This window comes from Nitrospirota bacterium, assembly GCA_016219645.1.
Taxonomy (GTDB): Bacteria; Nitrospirota; Nitrospiria; order Nitrospirales; family Nitrospiraceae; genus Palsa-1315.
In genome coordinates this window covers 1-18,743 of the sequence record JACRLR010000061.1, presented here as the reverse complement: position 1 = coordinate 18,743, position 18,743 = coordinate 1, and the positions used below count along the sequence as shown (strand labels likewise).

The window sequence follows — 18,743 nt, the reverse complement described above, 5'->3', positions numbered from 1 at the left end:
GTTGCATCAATTTTTTGGCCCCGGGAGAGGCGGAATGTGTGGCGTCCCCACACGCTCCGGTCCAACCGGCTCGGTCACCATCCCGATTTTCTCGATCCCGGCTTTTTTCACACCATCCATGACTTGCACCACGACGCCGTACGGCACATCGCGATCTGCCCTGAGATAGAGGGATACATCTGGGTGGTCCCGTTTCAGGAGCTTCAATTTCTGTTCCAACTGAGCCACTCCCACCGGATCTTTATCGAGATACAACCGTTGATCCTGTTCGATCGTGAGCACCGAACGCATTTCCTGTTTGATCGTATTCGTGGCAGAAACCGGTAACTTGATATCCATCCCTCGATAGAGCAGCGGCGCAGTGACCATAAAAATCACCAGGAGGACAAGGACGACATCGACGAGGGGAATGACGTTGATCTCTGCCAGAAATCGGCGGTGACGAGACTCTAAGGTCATCCTCGAACTCCGACTGGAACTGGTTTCGTCTTCGATGCACTGGTCGAGAAGGATGACATCATCTCGATGGAGACCGAGTCCAATCGGAATGCAGTATTGCGAATCCGAGTGAGGAAGTAGTTATAGGCAATCACAGCCGGGATAGCCGTGAAGAGTCCGGCCGCCGTCGCAACCAAGGCCTCTGCAACTCCGGGAGCGACGGCAGAAATGCTCGCGGTCCCTTGGGTTCCGATTTCACGAAACGCATCGATAATCCCCATCACAGTCCCGAGCAATCCGACAAACGGCGTAATGTTCCCCGTCGTGGCAAGGAATGGAAGATAGGCCTCGAGCTGCGAGATCTGATGCTGGCCGAGATGGGACGCGGTCCGCTCTATGACCTGTCGATCAATTGGTCCTGAACCGATACCATTTCCCTCCTCGACTCGCCCAGGCCCCACACGTTCCATAAGGCCTTCGAATACAATTGCGGCGGGACTTCCTTCGATTCGGCCAACTTGTCGATAGAGATCATCGAGATCTCGTGTTTTCACGAGAAGCGCCAAAAACCGCTTGTCTTCGCGGTCAGCCACTCGAAAGGCCCGCCATTTGAAAAAAATTATGGCCCATGAGATGACTGAAAAGCCGAGCAGGACCAGGAGCACGATTTTTGACACGGCGCCCAGCGAACCTACCAGCCCGATGAGACCAGTTTGAAACATGCGGAATGACCTTTCTCAGCCTTAACAAGTTGTAGAGCAACCGTCTCCGCGCCCACCCTGAATCTGTCGAGATCGCCTCTACGCCGAGAGACGTGCCGCTCCCCGTCTTAGGGGGGACGGGAGAAGGAAGCTGGCGGACTTTTTTGTATCCTGCTTAGGAAGTACCCACAGTCCTGCCTACCGAGTCTAGCAAACCCAGGAGAAAATGGCGGGGCCGACGGGATTTGAACCCGCGACCTCCAGATTGACAATCTGGCGTCCTAACCAGCTGAACGACGGCCCCTCGAAGCTCTACGTATAGCGGGAGATGTGGGTGACACGACTATATCTAGCGGTCGGTCCTGTCTAACATAATCATTATGCGATTCAACTATCTGCCCCACCCCCTAAGCCAGATCTCGTGATGGTAGGCGGAACAGGGATCGAACCTGTGACCCCTGCCTTGTAAGGGCAGCGCTCTCCCAACTGAGCTATCCGCCTGATTTTCTTAGCAACCTTGGGGATGCTACCAACTCCACTTGGCCTTGTCAATCGAATCTCGCACCCTTCTTGCATTTTTCAGTTGCTGTATACTCCGCCGCAATGACTCAGATCTCGCCAGGCACATTTTTACTCGCGACGCCGGTTTGTACGAGGGAAATACCTGTCATGCACCCCCTTCAGACGTCCCCGTTCAATGTGCGTATAGATTTGCGTCGTGGCGATATTGGCGTGGCCCAGCATAGCCTGTACTGATCGAAGATCGGCGCCACCTTCGAGCAGATGCGTCGCAAATGAATGCCGAATCATGTGAGGCGAAATGACCTGTGTGATCCCCGCTCGCCGTGCGCGAGACCGCAGCAACTTCCAAAAAGCTTGCCGCGTCAAGGGCCTGCCCCGTCTCGACACAAACACATATCGCGATGCCCGCTTCTTGAGAAGCTGCGGCCGCGCCTCGTCCGCATACTGCTGCAGGAGCTGTCGAGCCGCCTCGCCAATTGGCACGAGACGCTGTTTTGCGCCCTTGCCTGTGACCCGAAGATATCCGACATCAAGATTCACCTGCGCGACTTCGGCCATGATCAATTCTGATACGCGAAGCCCCGTCGCATAGAGTACCTCCACCATCGCACGGTCGCGCAAGTCTTCCGGGGTTGGAAGCGCCCCCAGGTCTAACAATGCGATGATGTCTTGTTGCGACAGCGTTTTGGGCAACCGAACACCCCGCGACACTGGAGCCAGACCGATGACAGGACTCTCCCGAATCATCCGTTCCCGAATCAGAAACCTGAGCCAACCGCGAATAGCGGAGAGACAGCGCACAGAGGACGCGCGCGATAACCGCGCCTCTTGCAAGGAACGAAGAAATCCCGTGAATGTCTCTGGCAGGAGAGGCTCGAGCGGCACAATGCCTTTTCGCTGCAAGTACGAGTGGAATTTACTCAGGTCACGGCGGTAGGCTTCGACCGTGTTGACGGAGAGCCCTCCCTCGACACGGAGATAGCTGAGATATCGCTCGGCCAGCGGGTCCAGTATCATCGACGCGATGATAGCCAATCGCTCAGATGAACACAATGAACCCTGTGGGAGTTTACCTTGACACCCCACAGGGTTTCCGATAGTAGTCACCTGCGCATAACATGATCCATCACATTGCCCAGGAGCTCATGGCCCGCCCGTTGCTGTCCGTTTTTTCACATCGCTCGTACGTACGTTCGGCATGCTGCTGTCTGTTGCTCGTGCTTGTCTGGAACATGTCCTCCCTCTTCACTGGGCTCGAATTCTATGACCATGCCCTTGCAGACACAGCCCCGGCAAGCCCGGCAAACAACCCCACACTGAACCAGGCAAAGCGCCTCATCGATGCAGATCAGGCTGAGGAAGCCCTCACCATACTCCGTCGTTTTCTAGCAACATCCCCGAAACCCGACCTGCTCGACGACACCTATCTCCTGCTCGGCGCAGCGCTGCACCGTGCGAAGCAAGATGGGGAGGCCTTGAAGTTCTTACGGCAGTTGGAAACCGAGTTTCCCAACTCAGAGGTGGCGGACCGGGGCAAATTGATGCAAGCCAGGGTTCACGCAGCAATGGGCAATCTCGACCTGGCCATGCCGATCTTAACGGGCCTGCGCAACCTGTCAAAAGATGATCGCACAAAACGCGAAGCTCTTCAGCTGAGCGGCAGCTTCTATGCTCAAAAAAAAGACGCGGCCCGTGCCATTCAGGCATGGCTCGATGAAGTCGCATTAGGAACCGATGACCAGGCTGAAGACGTGCGTGCCCGCATTCGAGAGCTGGCCAACGAGACGTCTGACAAGAAGGCTCTTGAGCAAATCAAAGATACCTTTCCACGCAGCTTTCCCGGCGATGTCGCATCCCTCCGGCTGATCGATCTCTACATCAACCGTGGGGAAGAACACCAGGCCATCCGGCAAATCCAGCAATTTCTCGTGAACTTCCCGACACACCCGCAGGCAGACAAAACCTCGGACCTCCTTACAACACTCCAAGCCAAACTCAAATCCAATCAGTTTTTCATTGCGGCGGTCCTGCCGCTTTCAGGGAAACTCGCCTCCTTTGCCAACGAGGTTCTGAGCGGCATCCAACTTGCGGTCGAAGCGAACAGAGACAAGGCGGGGAGCGCGTCGGTCGGCCTCATCGTCAAAGATTTCGAATCCGATCTCGGCTCGTTTTTGGACGACTTCTCCGAACTGCTGAACACCGATCGCCCCCTCGCTGTCATCGGCCCGCTTCTTTCGAAGAATCTTCCAGCCATGGCTGAACTCGCCGAGCGAGCCCACATTCCCCTGATCACACCGACAGCGACGCTACCCAACGTGAGGCGGCTCGGCAACTACGTATTCAGTACGGCCCTCACCTTTCAACTACAAGCCAAACGCATTGCAGCCTATGCCATCAAGGAACAAGGATTCCGCCGATTCTGCATTCTGCATCCCGACACGGCCTACGGCCGTGAATTGGCCCGTCTCTTTGCCCTGGAAGTACGGCAACACGAGGGAGAAGTGATCGCGATCGAATCGTACAAAGAAGGCGAAACCGACATGAGCGCACAGCTCAAACGCATGAAGGAAGAGGATATCAAGCGATATGGTTTGTCTATGCCGATCGATCAGACCAAATTGACCGGGAAGCTGACAAAGCTGGACAAGAAGGTTCTCTATACGCCGGGCTTCGACGCGATCTTTATTCCAGGCCGCGCAGCCGACGCCGGCATCATCACAGCTCAGCTCAATTTCCACGACATGAAGGTTCCATTCCTAGGCGCGAACGGATGGAACTCGCCCGACTTTGCCCGCACGGCCGATTCGTCGGTCGACGGCGCCGTATTCGTCGATGGATTTTTTTCGGAAAGCCCCACCCCTGTCGTACATGATTTTGTCGAGCGGTACAAGAAACGGTTCCAGGTCAGCCCGACACTCTTTGCGGTGCAGGGCTATGATGCCGCGAAGTTGGTGATTGATGCAGCTCACTCAGGCGCTTCCTCTGGCGAAGCGGTCCAAGAACAGCTTTTGAACCAGCCGGATCTCTCCTCCCTCACCGGGCCGGCTGCATTTGGACAGGACGGGACATTGAATCGGCCGCTCTTCCTGATTCAAATCAAACGCGGTCGATTCGTTCAGGTGAATTAACAAAGACAACCGGATGAATTCCTTACCCCAAATCCTCCACACGATTTCCTACATGGGCCTGCCACTTCTCTTCGCAATGGTCTTGCACGAATATGCCCATGGTTGGGTTGCCTATCGGTGCGGCGATTCGACGGCCAAGCTCCAAGGTCGGCTCACCATGAACCCGCTGGCGCACATCGATCCATTCGGAACCGTCATCTTGCCGCTGATTTGCCTGTTGATACCGGGGGGATTCTTCTTGGGCTGGGCGAAGCCGGTCCCGATCGACCCACGCGCCATGCGCCAACCACGTCGAGACATGGCGCTCGTTGCAGCGGCAGGGCCGGCCATGAATCTCGCACTGGCCATCGGCAGCGCCCTCCTCTTCGCGCTCCTGCTGTCGATTGACCCAGCAGTCGGCAACTACTGGTCCAAGTCGGAAAATACCGACCCACAGGACACCTGGCACCAGATGTTCCTCTTGCCGATTGCGGTGATGTCAGTCTACTCCGTCTTGATTAACGTGCTCTTGATGCTGTTCAATCTGCTGCCGCTTCCTCCATTGGACGGCGGGAGAATTCTGACAAGCCTTCTTCCAAGGAACGCGGCAATGGCACTCATGCGCGTGGAACCCTATGGCATGTTCATCCTGATGGGACTCATCATACTCGACCCACAGATTCATCTGATCCATACCATTACAAGCACCTTGACCCACAGCCTCTCCAATTCGATTCTCTCCACCGCAGTCGGTCTCGGAGCAGGAAACCCACCATGACCACACCCAGGAAACGAGTCCTCAGCGGCATGCAGCCGAGTGGGCTGCTGCATCTCGGCAATTATCTTGGCGCCTTGGAGAATTGGAAAGGGCTTCAGAATGAGTTCGAGTGCTTCTTCTTTGTCGCAGACTGGCATGCGCTCTCGACAAACTACGCCGATACCAGCCGCATCCGGGAGTTCGCCCGCGAGTTATTGATCGACTGGCTGGCCGCAGGCATCGATCCTGCGAAAGCCACGGTGTTCGTACAGTCGCGTGTCCCGGAGCATGCCATCCTGCATCTTCTGCTCTCCATGATAATTCCTGTCGCCTGGCTGGAGCGGAATCCGACCTATAAGGAAAAACAGGAACAGCTGAAGGAACGCGATCTGGGTACGTACGGATTTCTCGGCTATCCGGTCTTGCAAGCCGCAGATATTCTTATCTACAAACCTGATTTCGTGCCAGTAGGAAAGGATCAGCTGCCGCACCTGGAGCTCACCAGGGAGCTGGCCCGCCGATTTAACAGCCTGTACAAACCGGTCTTCCCGGAGCCGATGGAGCAGCTCACCAAGTTCCCGAAAGTGCTCGGCACGGATGGCAGGAAGATGAGCAAGAGTTACAGCAACACGATCAACCTGTCAGACCTCGAACCGATCGTACGCCAAAAACTCAAGACGATGGTCACAGATCCAGCCCGCGTCCGACGTCACGACCCTGGAAACCCGGACCTCTGCCCCGTGTACGATTTTCACAAAATCTTTTCATTGCCGATGATTCAGGAGCAGATTAATACCGAATGCCGGACAGCTGCCATCGGCTGTATCGATTGTAAGAAACTCGTCGCGGATCGAGTTGTGGAACGAATGACGCCAATGTGGGATGCGCGCGCGCGCCTGAGCAAAGACCCAGCCCATCTGAACGACATCGTGGCAGAAGGCAGCCGCCGGGCAGGCGAGGTCGCCAAAGCGACGCTGCACGATGTAAATGAGGCAATGAATATCTAGCAGGATGCTGAAAAAGTCCGCCAGCATCGTTCTCGCATCGTTCAGACCCTCAACGTACCGCAAGGGTACGCCTCGGGCCTTCACTCGCTGCGGCCTTGCTGGACAGCCTTTTTGAGCATCCTGCGACCATTATGAAGCCGGTATCGTTCGGTACGATTCAATCGATGTTTTATATATAACAGAGTTTTCCCGTAGCCTCCTAGATGGAGTGGAAAATGAAAAATTGCAGGATATGGCAAGGCGGCCTCGTGTTATGTGCCCTGGTCGGAGGGCTTTCTGGCTGCGGAAGCTGGATGCATTCCGACAAGCAGTCTGTCACTATTTTTACCAACCCGCCTGAGGCATCGGTCGTTATCGACGACTACCTGCACCTCACAGCGCCTGGCACAGTCACGCTCAGTCGGAAAGGGAACCACCTCGCGCAAGTGAAGAAGGAGGGCTTTCAGCCTACTTTTTTCAAGATCGATCGCACCTGGTCCTGGTGGGTCCTCGGAGATATTTTCGGCTGCCTTGTGATCTTTTCACCAATCTGCATCATGAATGACATGGACCAGGGCGGCTACTACACCTTCGACGACAAGATCTATCTCACGCTCGATCGCCTCACCGGATCAGAACCAGCGCCATCCAAATAGCTTACAGGCCGACCGGACAGACTGGCATAGGCCCGTCAGGATACGGCGGGCGTCGATAGCGCCGCTTATTCCAACAGGCGAGGCATTCCATGGCCAACCGTTCATACACGTGGATTGTCTGCAGGACAACTTGAGTTGTGTTATGGTGAGCCAGGCGAGAAAGGCGATTCATGCCGCGAGGAGAGGGAGCATGACCGCACTGGTATTGGCATTCATTCTACTGGGAGCGAACTGGAGCAGCTCATGGGGCGCCGATCCGCCTTGCGACAAATACCCGTCGGGGAAGCAGGTACGTTGCGCTGAGATTTGGAAAGAACTCAACAAAGAAGATGGGCCTCTCATCGCTCAGTTCGGGCTCGATCAGCTGAAGCGGCGCGAGGAAGGTAAAATCAACGCCGAGCAGCACCTGGGTGAAAACATGGCGTTCATCAAACAGTCCACAGAAAAGCGCCTTGAACGGCTTCGCGCCAGGATGGACAAGGAATAGCCCCTCACAGTGGTTCTGCTTTCGATTCCCCCGATAGAGGTCCAGCCGAGTTCAGCAAATCCCGTCCCACAATGATCGGCGCCTTGAAATGAACCGCCAGCGCGATGGAGTCAGACGACCGGCTATCGAACGTCTTCACTTGATCCTGCACCGCAACGGTCAAGGCACCGTAAAAGGTACTTCCCCTGAGCGTGATGACGGTCTTTAATACTTTCCCGCCGTATGCTTCCAAAATTGTATGCATCAAATCGTGGGAGAGGGGGCGGGAGAGCTTCTCGCCATTCAACGCACTTTGGATCGACCTCGCGACTGTAACGTCGACGAAAATGGGAATAGCCTTACCTTCGGCCCACAAGAGCACCACAGGACCGTGGTCGGACATGCGAACCTGGACATCGGTGATCGTGACCTGCTCCGAGATTGGCGGTGAGGATTCGCTGGCTTGTGCGACTGGTAGCGCAAGCCAGCCGAGAACACAGAGAGAGAGGACGGACCGCATGCATGCCATCATGGTCACCTCCGGCGGTCAGGCACGGAAGAACTGATTCGTCTCCTTTTCCTGTCCGATTTCGGTCTCTGGGCCATGCCCTGTCACGACGATCGTGGCATCCTCCAAGGTATAGAGCCGTTCCCGGATGGATCGCTCAATAGCATCAAAATCGCCGCCCCAGAGATCGGTACGTCCGATGCTGCCACGAAAGAGTGTGTCACCGGCCAAGACCAAATTATCGCCGGGGACATGAAAACTCATGGACCCGGGGGTGTGGCCAGGCGTATGGAGAGCGGTGACGGAAACCTGACCGACCGACAGTTTCTCCTCATCCTTGAGCCAGTAGTCCGGCAAAGGAACAGGACTGTAGGTGACGCCGAACTTCCGGCATTGCAATTCAAGATTGTTCCACAGGCCAAGATCATCCTGATGCAGACAGATCGTTGCCCCTGTCGACTTCTTCATCTCTCCGGAAGCAAGGAAATGGTCGAAGTGGGCATGGGTATGGAGGATATGTGTGACCGTCAATCCGAGTTTCTGGACCTCGCGCACAATCTGTTCATGGGCGCCACCCGGATCGACCACGATCGCCTGTTTTGTCACCGGATCTCCGATGATCGAGCAATTGCAACCAAGGGGCGGGACGGAAAAAGTTTTTCGGATCACAGCCGGCGTCATGGATGCATGCTACCCCCATGCTCCTCAGAGCGCAAGCAGCGGCCCTTCTTCATAGAATCCGACATGGACAAGCTGGCGCGAACCGTAGATAATCCTGGAAATCAGATAAGCGGGAGGGACCTGACGTGCAGGACAACACACCATCGAACCAATGGCGCTTGCCCGCATTATTCATGAGCGCTTCTGCTGCAATCGTGGATTCGCTGCTGCGACGCGCCTTCGGCTGGCAGGCTCGCCGCTCGCTTCCTCGACATACTGTTCAAGTACGCCTCGGAATCTCGCGGCTCCGCATGCCCATCTCGCAACGCGACTGCACGATTTCGCGACGAACCGTCATGAGTAATGCGGGCTCGTGGATCGGAGCCCTCACGCTCTGCCTGATGGCAACCGGCTGCAAACCTGACGACTCTCCGTTCAAAGCAGAGAATGAGTCGCTTCGCAAGCAATTGGCCAAGGAAGAGTCGGTCGTGACCTCTCTGCAGGACGGGAACAAGGTCATGCAGCAACAGATCGATCTGCTGAACCAAGAGCTGCGCGATGCGAAGAAATCTGCCGAGACTGCCAAGGCCGACGCAAAATCTGCCGCCGAGAATTTGGCCATACAAACAGCCCAGGCGAAGAAGTTGAGCGCAGACTTTGAGAGAACTGTAGCAGCTCAGGCAGCACAGCATATCCACGTTGAGGAGAAAGGGACACAGACTGAAGACCTTCCCCGCCCCTTGAGCAGCGTCGCCAAGATTGCAGAGGATGCGCTCAGCCGCAATGGATACCACATCAAAGTGAGTATCAAGACCGATCAGAAAGCGGTCTACGTGACTGAGCGCAAAGTCTCACCCCCTGCCTCGCTTGAAGTCGCCGGCTCACGGAATCAGTACGTGCTGTCGCTTCACGCGCTTCCCTCGAACGTCACCAGGCTCAGCGTCAAAGCCGACTTCGAAAAACTGGCTCAGGGAGGACGGGTCCTCAGCGTGAGCTCGGAAGAAGTCGCGGAAATTGAACGGAGCCTCATCCGCGAGATTAACAAGGCCTTGGCCTCTCCCAGCAAAACCTAGCAGTATGAACACGTCCACCAGCTTCGTTCTTGGCTCATTGAAATCCTCAACGGGGAGACGACCGCCTCACCACTCGGCGGCGCGCACAGACGTGGTGCTCCTTATTCGTCGCACCGTACGCCCCAGAGGGTACGCCTCCGGTTTCGAATCGTCTGCGGCCTTGCTCGGGACCAGGCGCATCTTGGCGCGCCGTTCCTCAGGCAAGGCCTCAGCGAACTATCACTCACCAAGGGATGGCTGGGATGATCCCAATTGCACACGGCTTTCCAATCCCCTATTTCACTTTCAAGGGTAGCCTGGTCGCTCCTCGAGTGCGCGCGTCGAACGAGCACATTCTGATCGTGCGCGTTCCGCAAGCAGGAGGACGGCCAGGCCACCCCCACCCATTTTTCAGCATCCTGCAATCAGGTCGCACCAAAGCTCCCTTTCCTTGGTAGGGGACAAGCCTCGTGCTACCATTTTCCTCCTATGGCCCTGTCAACCAGCGTACATGACCTCCGCACCCTCATTCGCTCTTACCACCCGCTCATCATCATCGAGACGGTGGAAGAGGACCGAGTCCTGGCGTTGCTGCAATCGGTGGTCGCACAGGAGCGCATGCCGTTATTCGAATGGTCCGTCACCAGGGGGCTGACCCGAAGCGATGACACACCGACGTTGAGCAAAATCACGGCCTCTCCTCTGGCTGTCCTCCAACATCTGCAGGGTCTGACCGTCGAAGCGGTCTTCTGGCTCAAAGATCTCGCGCCACACCTACAAGATCCAGCCGTCGCCCGTCAGCTTCGAGAAGTCGCGACAGTCCACGGGCACTCGCGTGCCACCTGCGTGCTGACCGGCCATCCCATTGCCCTGCCGCTCGATATCGAACAGATGGCTGTCCGTTTCGACCTGCGACTGCCGGATCGTGATGAACTCCAATCCATGCTCCAGAACGTCCTGCAATCGCTCGCTCCCAGAACCTCGCCCCGTCGTCCACGCTCGACCACCGTCGTGCAAAGCCTCCTCAGTTCCATCAACGAGTCCAAAGCGGCGGACCCGTACCCTTCGGCCAACGAGCGTGACGCCATCCTCCGCGCCTTGCAGGGGATGACCCTCCATCAGGGCCGGCAGGTTATTACGCAATGTCTCGTCGAGGACGGCACACTCTCCGCCGATGATGTGCAAAAGATTCTGACGCGCAAGGTGCAGGCCATTAAAGACGGCGGTCTGCTCGAATACTATCCACTTGAGGACAACCGGTTCGAGCTGGGCGGATTCGTCAATCTGAAGTCCTGGTTGGCACGGGCGAAAGTCGGGTTTACCGCAGAGGCCAAGGCGCTCAATCTCACGCCTCCCAGAGGCATCATGCTCGTGGGCGTGCCGGGCTGCGGGAAATCGCTGGCAGCGAAGGCCATTGCGCGGGAATGGCAGGTTCCGCTCCTCAAACTTGATGCAGGCAGATTATTCGATAAGTATGTCGGGGAGACGGAAAAGAATTTCCGCAAGGCGATCGAGACGGCTGAGTCGTTGTCTCCAATTGTTCTCTGGATCGATGAGATCGAAAAAGCGATGGCCGCAGGGGGCGGGAACGGCGAGGCAGATGCAGGGTTGAGCCGCCGGCTGTTCGGCGCATTTCTCACGTGGCTTCAGGAGAAGAAACAAGAAGTCTTCGTCGTGGCGACCGCCAATAATCTTTCCTTGCTCCCTCCCGAACTCCTTCGCAAAGGGCGATTCGATGAAATATTCTTTGTAGATCTGCCGGACGACAGGGAACGGGAATCCATCTGGACCATTCACCTGAGTCTTCGGAAGCAGGACGTGAAACAGTTCGATCTACTCAAAATCGTCAGTGCGAGCGACGGGTTCAGCGGATCAGAAATCGAACAGGCTGTGGTCGCAGGCCTCTATCGCGCGCTCCATCAAAAAACACCGCTCACAACTGACCTATTGATTGAAGAATTGACCAACACTGTACCTCTCTCCGTTACCCGGAGTGAAGACATCGATCAGCTCCGGGAGACGGCCCAAGGCCGGTTTGTCAACGTACGGTGAACCCGATGCGATTGCTCTTCATCACATCCGCGATCGCAATGGTCACGCTCGTAGGCTGCGCCACACCACAGGTCGAGCACCCTCGCACAACGACATCGGACGCGCGCCGCTGCTGTCAAGCCGGTGAGCGCGGGCCGAGCCGGAACGGCATAGTGCAGACAGCGGCCAAGCTCGTGGGCGCGAAAACGATTACGAGCAACGGGCGACGCATCGCCTATGACTGTGCCGGGGTGACTCGCGCCGTGTTTCTCGCGCACGGGATCGATCTCTATGCCGGTGAACCTGGCGAGCCAGACGCCAACGGCGTCCGAATTATCCATGCCCATATCCAGCAACAGGGCACGTTCCACCCAGGGCCGGTCGCCCACCCGGGCGATCTCGTCTTCTTCAACAACACATGGGACTTCAATCGGGACGGTAAGGTGAACGACCCTCTGACCCACGTCGGGATCGTCGAGCGGCGGGAGCCGAATGGCACGATCATCTTCATCAGTCGTGTGGCAGACGCTATCGAACGCTACCACATGAATCTCAGCCTGCCCCACGTCCACAAGACCTCAGACGGCAGAATCCTCAACGACTATCTTCGCCGAAAAGATGCCGCCGATCCATCCGATACCGGCTACCTCGCAGGGGAACTATTCGCTCAGTTTGCCACTCGGGTGAGGAACTAACAGAAGACCGGTACCAGATAGACAGAACCTATCGTCCTGCTACACTTAGCGAATGGATTCACTGACACCGTATAGTCCAACCACCTACGATGCCCCTTTACGCCATACAATGCTGGAAGTCCAGCAGAGACTCTTGTCTCTCTATTGCGCGTTGATTGTAGCGGAGCAACTCACCTACGAACGCATCCACGGCCGCGTCGGCTCAACAGACGAGCTCATCCAGTTGCTGCTCAGAGATCCCTGGTTTACATGGCTCTCCCCGCTCTTGGATCTGCTGCTCAGAATCGATCAACTCCTCGCTGATGACGCGTTTGACATCACCCATGAAAACGTTGTGCACCTTGTCGCCGAGGTGCGCAACTTGACCCACCCGTCGAATGAAGGAGATGGATTCGAGCGTGCGTATTACGAGGCCCTCAGGCGCGCTCCTGATGTGCTGCTCGCCCACTTTCACGTCACGCGCGCCCTGCAAGCAGAAGCCGCGTAAATCAATCCGGCGCCGGCATCGGAAGACGGTTGTAGGGTCTATCTTGTCTATCCAGTTCAACCAAATAAACGAAATAGACCAGATAGACCAAACCCACCAGGGTCCACAGCCTGCTACAGTAGGCGACAGAATATGCCGATATTCAAACAACCACTGGTGTCATTTTCTCAGTCGAATTCCAGGGACACCATTTTTCCAATAACCTGCTAGAATTATTTCATGCTACCTGTCTCGCATAAGACCTCATCGAGAGGATCCTGCCCTCTCCGCAAGCAACTCCTCGATATGCGAGGCAGCCTCTTGAGTCTTCACAAGGCCCTGATTCTGGCGGAACAAGTGACCTATGAACGCATCAATGGCAGAGTCGCATCAACCAGCCAACTGCTGCAATTGGTGCTGAATGATCCCTGGTTTACCTGGCTTCATCCCCTGTCTCAGCTGGTTATTCGCATCGATGAACTCTTGGATGACAAGTCCGAACTCTTGCACGTCGAGATGGAGCACTTTCTGATAGAGGCCCGCGCCCTGATCCGCCCTTCAGAGGAAGGAGATGGGTTCGAGCGCAGTTACTACGAAGCCCTCCAGCGGGAACCCGACGTCATCTTTGCCCACGTCGAACTCAAGAAACTTCTCACTAAAATCGCCGCGTAATCCTCATAACTGTCCGTGTCTTATCCAGATCATCGCCCCTGCCAGGATGCTGAAGCCCTCTGCGACGACGTTTCCTCAACCCTTGAAGCGTGAATCGTGAAGCGTATCTCAATATTCGCGCAAGACTCTCGAGACACGCGCGAAAAGTGGAACTGATCGGACGTTTTATCTTCGTGAGTCGCGCCTGTTGCGCATGTCTAGCTTGTCTCGCCCACAATTCACGAAGGGCGCGAAGCGAGCATGCTACCAGTGGCGGCCTGAGGCGAGGAAAGCAGACACTTCCGCATCGGGCAGCGGCTTGGCGAACAAGTAACCTTGACCGTATTCGCATCCGAGCAGGCGGAGCGTCGTCAGATGTTCGGTGGTTTCCACTCCCTCGGCAATCACCTGGCGCCCCAGTTGATGCGCGAGAACGATGATGGTTTTCACAATCGCAAGGGCGTCGTCGTCAGCTCCCAGCCGCCGGATGAACGACTGATCGATCTTTAGAAACGTGATCGGCAGCTGCTGAAGATAACTCAAAGACGAATAACCAGTGCCAAAATCGTCCAGACAGGTTTGAACTTTCTGCGATTCGATCTGTTTCAACACAGAGGTAACCGCTTCAGGGTTCTGCATCACGTCCGATTCCGTGATTTCGATCTTGAGGCTCGGCGGATCTAAGCCGGTTGCCAGCAGAACCTCCTTGACCAGCGCTGCCAGATCGGCATTCGCCAAGTGGCTGAGCGAGAAGTTTACACTCACAGTCAACGGGCGAATCCTGGGAAACTCAGCCTGCCAGAGCTTCAGTTGCTTTGCGGCCTCCTGAAGACTCCACTCACCGATCCTGGTCATCAAACCCAACTCCGTGGCAACTTCCAGGAACACTTCCGGCCTGGCGAGCCCATACTCAGGATGCTCCCAGCGGAGCAATGCTTCGAACCCGGTGACAAGCCCGGACTTCAATGCCACGATTGGCTGGTACTCCAACCGGAACTCCCGCCGGTCCAGCGCCTGCCGAAGCTCGGCCTCCAGCTTCAATCGGACCATCGCCTGCTCATGCATGGCTGTGTCGAAAATCACGAACCTCGTCCGACCGGAGACTTTCGCCTGATGCATCGCGGTCGTCGCATCACGCAAGAGCTGTTCGCCACATTCGTACTCCTGGTTGCTGCACGTGAGGCCCATGCTGGCCGTGAGGCACACTTGTCGGCCCTCAACCGTAAATGGCGTAGAAAATTCCTGCCGGAGACGATCGGCCACGCGCGTCGCATTGCCAACCGCTTTCAGGTTATCCAGCAGAAACGCGAATTCATCCCCTTCCATCCGCGCCACCGTATCAGCCGAGCGCACACGACGCAGAATCCGTTGGCTTACCTCCATCAGCAGGCGATCCGCTGCCGCAGGCCCCAGACTGTCGCGTACCACACGAAAACCGTCGAGATTGAGATACAGCAACGCAAACAGATGGCTAGGTTGACGCCTGCTCTGTTGGTAGACCCGATCCAATCGGTCTAAAAAAAGCGCACGGTTGGGGAGGCCCGTGAGCGAGTCGTGAAACGTCTCCAGAAACAGCCGTTGCTCAGCCTGGTGCTTTTCTTCGATCAACCGTTTCCGTTCGAGCGCCTGTGACACCGAGTGACCCAGGCGGGCGAGGCGGTCTTTCAGCAGATAATCGCTTGCCCCTGCCTTCATGCATTCGACCGCCATATCCTCACCGATACAGCCCGACACGACAATAAACGGAATATCGAGCCCTCGCTCTTTCATGAGTCGCAGCGCATCATGCGCTGTAAACTGCGGCATGGAGAAATCAGAAAGAATGAAATCGACAGGCTGGTCGAGTGCGCGGATGTACTCATCTTGCGAATCGACGCGGCGGGAGGCCACAGAGAACCCAGCCTCCTCAAGTACATCGAGAATCAGCTCCGCATCATTCGGAGAGTCTTCGAGCAGCAGCAGGTTGAGGTTCGTTGCCATTGCCGTCCACGTCTGGTACGGGGCCGTACCTTTCCCTCCAAAAGGAGTGTGCAAGCGCCGGCCTCGCTCACGACCATGGCTGAGTATAGAATGAGACCCACCACCGGCCAACGAAATATTGAGAACCGCGCATCGAGACATGTGGAAGCAGAGGGGCTGACTGGTTCGCCCCAGCAGGTTCATCTCAGAAGAAAGCCCTGGGGTCATCTCACGTTCAGAAAAGTAGAATGTCCCTGTTTTTCCGCCCTGTGCAGTCTGGAACAGCCAAAGCCTGGGTCCGTATTCCCGACGGCACGAAGGTCAAGCACCGGCATGAAGGACATGTTGGATTTATCGATGGGCTCACCGAGATCGTCAGCGGACCCAACCGGAATCCTGACGGGAAGACGCAGTATCGCATGAATATCGGGGCGCCGGATCGGCAGCTCGTCACCGAGAACGATCTATCGATTTTGATCGACGACGAAGACCTCGTGATCATGCTGCGTCAGAAGGCGCCCTACCGCCGCGCTGTCACACAATCGCTGCACAGCGTGCTGACGCCTGATCGCTTCATGAAACCGGCTTAGCTTTACAAGACAAGCCAGAAGGATTGATCTGGACAACGGTTCTTGCCTGCCAATCATAACGGAAACCTGCTACGCCAAAGGCCAGAAAGTGATCCTGGTTACCAGCCAGATTAAGAATGGCAAATGGCTGTGCAAGTTTTCGATCCGGGGTTCAGCCATCTCGACAACGGACTGCATGGCCAGGATTCGTCGAAAGGCTACAAGACGGAATGGGAAGCAAGAACCAACGCGTTTCAGCGCGCTAAGTTGCTGCTAGGCGAACCACAGGATCTGACCACGTCCCTCTCCCCACAGCATCAACAGTTGCAGTAGAAGCCTTCCTGAATGATATGAGTTACGCCCAGGTCCGGTGAACTTCGCTGACGTGCTCCACCCCACCCACACCACCAATGATCCATCGGACATCGTCCGGGATCGTGACTACCCGTAGCTCGGCCCCATGGCCATTGGCAGCCCCACCGAGTTCCTCCACGACTTGGGCCAGCTTCAGGTCATCGCGCGGGATCATCTTTCCGCATTGATTGAGTCTCGGCTCGTTCGGCGCCGCCGCCTCGGGCCAATAGGCGCCGAGATCCACCTCCGTAAGCGCATCCTGCTGGCCCAGCTCACGCAATCGAAGAAACGCCTGATGACTCACGCAAAAATTACCGTAGCTTTTATTGATCACAATCTTTTTCATGGATTGATCCTTTCCTCTTCCTTGTCGTGGTTCTCGACGTCGCGCCCTTCTTGATCATGCCGTGCATCGGCCACATTTCCTATACGATCAGGCTGCGCTGTTCGTCAGCCTGCCTTTACCGGATCTGCGTACTTACTTGTATAGATCCCAGACCAATGGCAATAGCGCCGGTTGGCCCAGGTATTGACTTCGGCACTCTCAGTCGTCCCATATCGCTTCCCCAGCACAGCGGTAAACGTATTCAGGTTCCCCTCGATCTCCTGAAGATCCGCATCCGTGATCTTTCCCCATTTCGCTTTGAGTGGCGCCTTGAGCTGTACCCAAAAGGCTTTGAATTGTTCTTGGTTCATATGGCACTCCTTTCTCGCGTGAATAATTACAGCGTAGACAGAACACGACTGCTGCGTCCCATCGGTTTGACACAACCACTTCCCTCGTTGGACACAGTGGTAGTGGGCCACGCACGTGTGGCAATCAACAGAACCTCTGGCGTAGAAGCGGCGGAGACTGGAGAATCAGACGCACGGGAACGTGGGAGGGAGTGCTGTGCGAGAGATGGGACAGTCGACGTGGCTCAGTACGTCATAAGCTACCCTACAGGCCCATGGGGCGAAGAGTCAATTGTCTGGGATCTGCCAGTCAATCGGAGCCGATCCTGCATCGACAAGACGTCGATTGATCTGCGAGAAGCAGCGACTTCCGTAAAACTTTCTAACCGAGAAAGGAGAGGGATGTGCCGTTGCAATCACGGTATGGTGTGCTTGTGTAATCAGTGCCCGCTTCTTCTGAGCTGCGCGTCCCCACAGGATGAAAATCACCCGGGTTTGCTTCGCTGCAACCAATTCGATAATGCGATCGGTGAATCGCTCCCAGCCTCGTCCCTGGTGCGAATTGGCCTGGCCAGTGCGGACCGTGAGAACCGCATTGAGCATGAGGACGCCCTGCCTGGCCCAGGGTTCCAGATACCCATTATTGGGGATCCGGCATCCGACATCTTCGCGCAGCTCACGAAAAACATTCTGTACCGAACGGGGTAACGGTCGAACGGTCGGCTGCACAGAGAAACAGAGGCCATGGGCATGACCAGGGGTTGGATAAGGGTCCTGGCCGACGAGCAACACTCGGACCTGGTCATACGGTGTGGCAGTTAATGCGTTGAAGATGTCCTTACGAGCGGGCAGAATCGTCTGCCCATCAGCTAATTCCTTTTGTAGAAACGCATCGAGCTCTCGATAATAGGGCTGGCGCGTTTCATCTTTGAACAAAGAACGCCAGCCGAGAGGAATGGAAGGAAGCATAGGAGAAACTGATACCACAGAGCAGGCACTAATGCTCCCCGAAAATCAGAGCCTAGACAACCCCAATAATTCAACCGCAATGAATCGGTTCGAATTCAACTCTAACAATAAATGATTCACCCATGAGCTGAATCTCGTGATGGAAATATCAGAAATTCCATATTTAGAGCCAAAATAAACACCGTTGAGCCCGGCTCATAATTTGCTTTGACTCCGAGACATCGATCGGACCAACCACATAAGCATTGAGCAGGCATTAGCCAATACCCTCACACTTTGCGATGAAGATCTCAAATTGCAGAGAAATACGAATGACGTAATACATCCGGTGAACCAGCTATGGCTCACCTAAAAGGATCTGCGCTGTATGCTGCCATACACTAGGGAAGGTCTGATTAATTCATGTTTGCACGAAGAACTCTGTTCCTGGGTGGATCAACGGGGGCAAACAGGTGGGAATCCGCTGGTCCGAGCGCGTCTTTCTCGGGGTTAGCCCGCTGTCGGGCCGCCCGGAACCTCGG

The 18,743-nt window shown here is 55.9% G+C and carries 21 protein-coding genes and 2 tRNA genes; 12 read left to right on the top strand and 11 right to left on the bottom strand.

What is annotated here, in order from left to right; translation table 11 throughout:
- Positions 1–6: 6 nt before the first annotated feature.
- From HZB34_16560 to xerD, 5 genes are all read right to left on the bottom strand, one after another.
- Positions 7–459 (bottom strand): biopolymer transporter ExbD, encoded by a 453-nt coding sequence (locus HZB34_16560; GenBank protein MBI5317574.1) that lies wholly within the window; start codon positions 457–459, stop codon positions 7–9.
- Positions 456–1,160, bottom strand: a complete 705-nt coding sequence (locus tag HZB34_16555; protein ID MBI5317573.1) for a MotA/TolQ/ExbB proton channel family protein — start codon at positions 1,158–1,160, stop codon at positions 456–458. The genes HZB34_16560 and HZB34_16555 overlap by 4 nt, the downstream gene beginning before the upstream one ends.
- A gap of 206 nt (positions 1,161–1,366) precedes the next feature.
- A tRNA-Asp gene (locus HZB34_16550) sits at positions 1,367–1,443 on the bottom strand.
- A gap of 121 nt (positions 1,444–1,564) precedes the next feature.
- Positions 1,565–1,640: transfer RNA gene (locus HZB34_16545), tRNA-Val, on the bottom strand.
- 129 nt (positions 1,641–1,769) lie between these two features.
- On the bottom strand, positions 1,770–2,672 hold the full coding sequence (xerD, locus tag HZB34_16540) for a site-specific tyrosine recombinase XerD (protein ID MBI5317572.1): 903 nt from the start codon (positions 2,670–2,672) through the stop codon (positions 1,770–1,772).
- A gap of 107 nt (positions 2,673–2,779) precedes the next feature.
- Between xerD and HZB34_16535 the strand changes: the two genes are divergently transcribed.
- The 5 genes from HZB34_16535 (at position 2,780) to HZB34_16515 (ending at position 7,654) form a co-directional block, all read left to right on the top strand.
- A complete protein-coding gene (locus HZB34_16535) occupies positions 2,780–4,789 on the top strand; it encodes a penicillin-binding protein activator (protein MBI5317571.1) in 2,010 nt (669 codons plus the stop codon).
- A 13-nt stretch (positions 4,790–4,802) separates the two neighbouring features.
- Complete coding sequence (locus tag HZB34_16530; GenBank protein ID MBI5317570.1) at positions 4,803–5,546, top strand: site-2 protease family protein; 744 nt, start codon at positions 4,803–4,805, stop codon at positions 5,544–5,546.
- Positions 5,543–6,532: a tryptophan--tRNA ligase gene (gene trpS, locus HZB34_16525; GenBank protein MBI5317569.1), complete on the top strand. Its 990-nt coding sequence runs from the start codon at positions 5,543–5,545 to the stop codon at positions 6,530–6,532. Before HZB34_16530 ends, trpS begins: the two co-directional genes overlap by 4 nt.
- Positions 6,533–6,747: 215 nt before the next feature.
- Positions 6,748–7,167, top strand: a complete 420-nt coding sequence (locus HZB34_16520; protein ID MBI5317568.1) for a PEGA domain-containing protein — start codon at positions 6,748–6,750, stop codon at positions 7,165–7,167.
- A 190-nt stretch (positions 7,168–7,357) separates the two neighbouring features.
- Entirely contained in the window at positions 7,358–7,654 is a 297-nt protein-coding gene (locus tag HZB34_16515) for a hypothetical protein (protein ID MBI5317567.1), read from the top strand.
- A 4-nt stretch (positions 7,655–7,658) separates the two neighbouring features.
- Here the strand turns inward: HZB34_16515 and HZB34_16510 are convergent, their stop codons facing one another.
- Positions 7,659–8,165 carry a bifunctional nuclease family protein gene (locus tag HZB34_16510; GenBank protein ID MBI5317566.1) on the bottom strand — a complete coding sequence of 169 codons (507 nt, stop codon included), beginning with the start codon at positions 8,163–8,165 and terminating at the stop codon, positions 7,659–7,661.
- A 15-nt stretch (positions 8,166–8,180) separates the two neighbouring features.
- A complete protein-coding gene (locus tag HZB34_16505) occupies positions 8,181–8,822 on the bottom strand; it encodes an MBL fold metallo-hydrolase (protein ID MBI5317565.1) in 642 nt (213 codons plus the stop codon).
- Between the two features lie 173 nt (positions 8,823–8,995).
- On the opposite strand from HZB34_16505, the gene HZB34_16500 reads away from it, so the two are divergent.
- The 5 genes from HZB34_16500 to HZB34_16480 all read left to right on the top strand — a co-directional run bounded on the left by HZB34_16500 (position 8,996) and on the right by HZB34_16480 (position 13,717).
- The gene (locus HZB34_16500) at positions 8,996–9,874 is read left to right on the top strand and encodes a hypothetical protein (GenBank protein ID MBI5317564.1); all 879 of its coding nucleotides are present in this window, start codon (positions 8,996–8,998) and stop codon (positions 9,872–9,874) included.
- Between the two features lie 468 nt (positions 9,875–10,342).
- Complete coding sequence (locus tag HZB34_16495) at positions 10,343–11,905, top strand: AAA family ATPase (GenBank protein MBI5317563.1); 1,563 nt, start codon at positions 10,343–10,345, stop codon at positions 11,903–11,905.
- A gap of 5 nt (positions 11,906–11,910) precedes the next feature.
- Positions 11,911–12,579, top strand: coding sequence for a hypothetical protein (locus tag HZB34_16490; GenBank protein MBI5317562.1), 669 nt, complete (start codon positions 11,911–11,913; stop codon positions 12,577–12,579).
- Positions 12,580–12,631: 52 nt separating this feature from the next.
- Positions 12,632–13,066 carry a hypothetical protein gene (locus tag HZB34_16485; GenBank protein MBI5317561.1) on the top strand — a complete coding sequence of 145 codons (435 nt, stop codon included), beginning with the start codon at positions 12,632–12,634 and terminating at the stop codon, positions 13,064–13,066.
- Between the two features lie 219 nt (positions 13,067–13,285).
- Positions 13,286–13,717, top strand: coding sequence for a hypothetical protein (locus tag HZB34_16480; GenBank protein ID MBI5317560.1), 432 nt, complete (start codon positions 13,286–13,288; stop codon positions 13,715–13,717).
- A 243-nt stretch (positions 13,718–13,960) separates the two neighbouring features.
- On the opposite strand, the gene HZB34_16475 is transcribed toward HZB34_16480, so the two are convergent.
- Positions 13,961–15,676, bottom strand: a complete 1,716-nt coding sequence (locus tag HZB34_16475) for a GGDEF domain-containing response regulator (GenBank protein MBI5317559.1) — start codon at positions 15,674–15,676, stop codon at positions 13,961–13,963.
- A 227-nt stretch (positions 15,677–15,903) separates the two neighbouring features.
- Between HZB34_16475 and HZB34_16470 the strand changes: the two genes are divergently transcribed.
- Positions 15,904–16,245, top strand: a complete 342-nt coding sequence (locus HZB34_16470) for a hypothetical protein (protein MBI5317558.1) — start codon at positions 15,904–15,906, stop codon at positions 16,243–16,245.
- A 123-nt stretch (positions 16,246–16,368) separates the two neighbouring features.
- Positions 16,369–16,557 carry a hypothetical protein gene (locus tag HZB34_16465; GenBank protein ID MBI5317557.1) on the top strand — a complete coding sequence of 63 codons (189 nt, stop codon included), beginning with the start codon at positions 16,369–16,371 and terminating at the stop codon, positions 16,555–16,557.
- A 22-nt stretch (positions 16,558–16,579) separates the two neighbouring features.
- Here the strand turns inward: HZB34_16465 and HZB34_16460 are convergent, their stop codons facing one another.
- The 3 genes from HZB34_16460 to HZB34_16450 all read right to left on the bottom strand — a co-directional run bounded on the left by HZB34_16460 (position 16,580) and on the right by HZB34_16450 (position 18,222).
- Positions 16,580–16,924 carry a hypothetical protein gene (locus HZB34_16460; protein ID MBI5317556.1) on the bottom strand — a complete coding sequence of 115 codons (345 nt, stop codon included), beginning with the start codon at positions 16,922–16,924 and terminating at the stop codon, positions 16,580–16,582.
- 104 nt (positions 16,925–17,028) lie between these two features.
- A complete protein-coding gene (locus HZB34_16455; protein ID MBI5317555.1) occupies positions 17,029–17,274 on the bottom strand; it encodes a hypothetical protein in 246 nt (81 codons plus the stop codon).
- 267 nt (positions 17,275–17,541) lie between these two features.
- Positions 17,542–18,222: a uracil-DNA glycosylase gene (locus HZB34_16450; protein ID MBI5317554.1), complete on the bottom strand. Its 681-nt coding sequence runs from the start codon at positions 18,220–18,222 to the stop codon at positions 17,542–17,544.
- Between the last annotated feature and the right edge of the window lie 521 nt (positions 18,223–18,743).

Coding starts and splice junctions, on each gene's coding strand:
- HZB34_16560 (MBI5317574.1), bottom strand. CDS start 459: ATGACCTTAGAGTCTCGTCACCGCCGATTTCTGGCAGAGATCAACGTC.
- HZB34_16555 (MBI5317573.1), bottom strand. CDS start 1,160: ATGTTTCAAACTGGTCTCATCGGGCTGGTAGGTTCGCTGGGCGCCGTG.
- HZB34_16535 (MBI5317571.1), top strand. CDS start 2,780: ATGATCCATCACATTGCCCAGGAGCTCATGGCCCGCCCGTTGCTGTCC.
- HZB34_16530 (MBI5317570.1), top strand. CDS start 4,803: ATGAATTCCTTACCCCAAATCCTCCACACGATTTCCTACATGGGCCTG.
- trpS (MBI5317569.1), top strand. CDS start 5,543: ATGACCACACCCAGGAAACGAGTCCTCAGCGGCATGCAGCCGAGTGGG.
- HZB34_16520 (MBI5317568.1), top strand. CDS start 6,748: ATGAAAAATTGCAGGATATGGCAAGGCGGCCTCGTGTTATGTGCCCTG.
- HZB34_16515 (MBI5317567.1), top strand. CDS start 7,358: ATGACCGCACTGGTATTGGCATTCATTCTACTGGGAGCGAACTGGAGC.
- HZB34_16510 (MBI5317566.1), bottom strand. CDS start 8,165: ATGATGGCATGCATGCGGTCCGTCCTCTCTCTCTGTGTTCTCGGCTGG.
- HZB34_16505 (MBI5317565.1), bottom strand. CDS start 8,822: ATGACGCCGGCTGTGATCCGAAAAACTTTTTCCGTCCCGCCCCTTGGT.
- HZB34_16500 (MBI5317564.1), top strand. CDS start 8,996: ATGAGCGCTTCTGCTGCAATCGTGGATTCGCTGCTGCGACGCGCCTTC.
- HZB34_16495 (MBI5317563.1), top strand. CDS start 10,343: ATGGCCCTGTCAACCAGCGTACATGACCTCCGCACCCTCATTCGCTCT.
- HZB34_16490 (MBI5317562.1), top strand. CDS start 11,911: ATGCGATTGCTCTTCATCACATCCGCGATCGCAATGGTCACGCTCGTA.
- HZB34_16485 (MBI5317561.1), top strand. CDS start 12,632: ATGGATTCACTGACACCGTATAGTCCAACCACCTACGATGCCCCTTTA.
- HZB34_16480 (MBI5317560.1), top strand. CDS start 13,286: ATGCTACCTGTCTCGCATAAGACCTCATCGAGAGGATCCTGCCCTCTC.
- HZB34_16475 (MBI5317559.1), bottom strand. CDS start 15,676: ATGGCAACGAACCTCAACCTGCTGCTGCTCGAAGACTCTCCGAATGAT.
- HZB34_16470 (MBI5317558.1), top strand. CDS start 15,904: ATGTCCCTGTTTTTCCGCCCTGTGCAGTCTGGAACAGCCAAAGCCTGG.
- HZB34_16465 (MBI5317557.1), top strand. CDS start 16,369: ATGGCTGTGCAAGTTTTCGATCCGGGGTTCAGCCATCTCGACAACGGA.
- HZB34_16460 (MBI5317556.1), bottom strand. CDS start 16,924: ATGAAAAAGATTGTGATCAATAAAAGCTACGGTAATTTTTGCGTGAGT.
- HZB34_16455 (MBI5317555.1), bottom strand. CDS start 17,274: ATGAACCAAGAACAATTCAAAGCCTTTTGGGTACAGCTCAAGGCGCCA.
- HZB34_16450 (MBI5317554.1), bottom strand. CDS start 18,222: ATGCTTCCTTCCATTCCTCTCGGCTGGCGTTCTTTGTTCAAAGATGAA.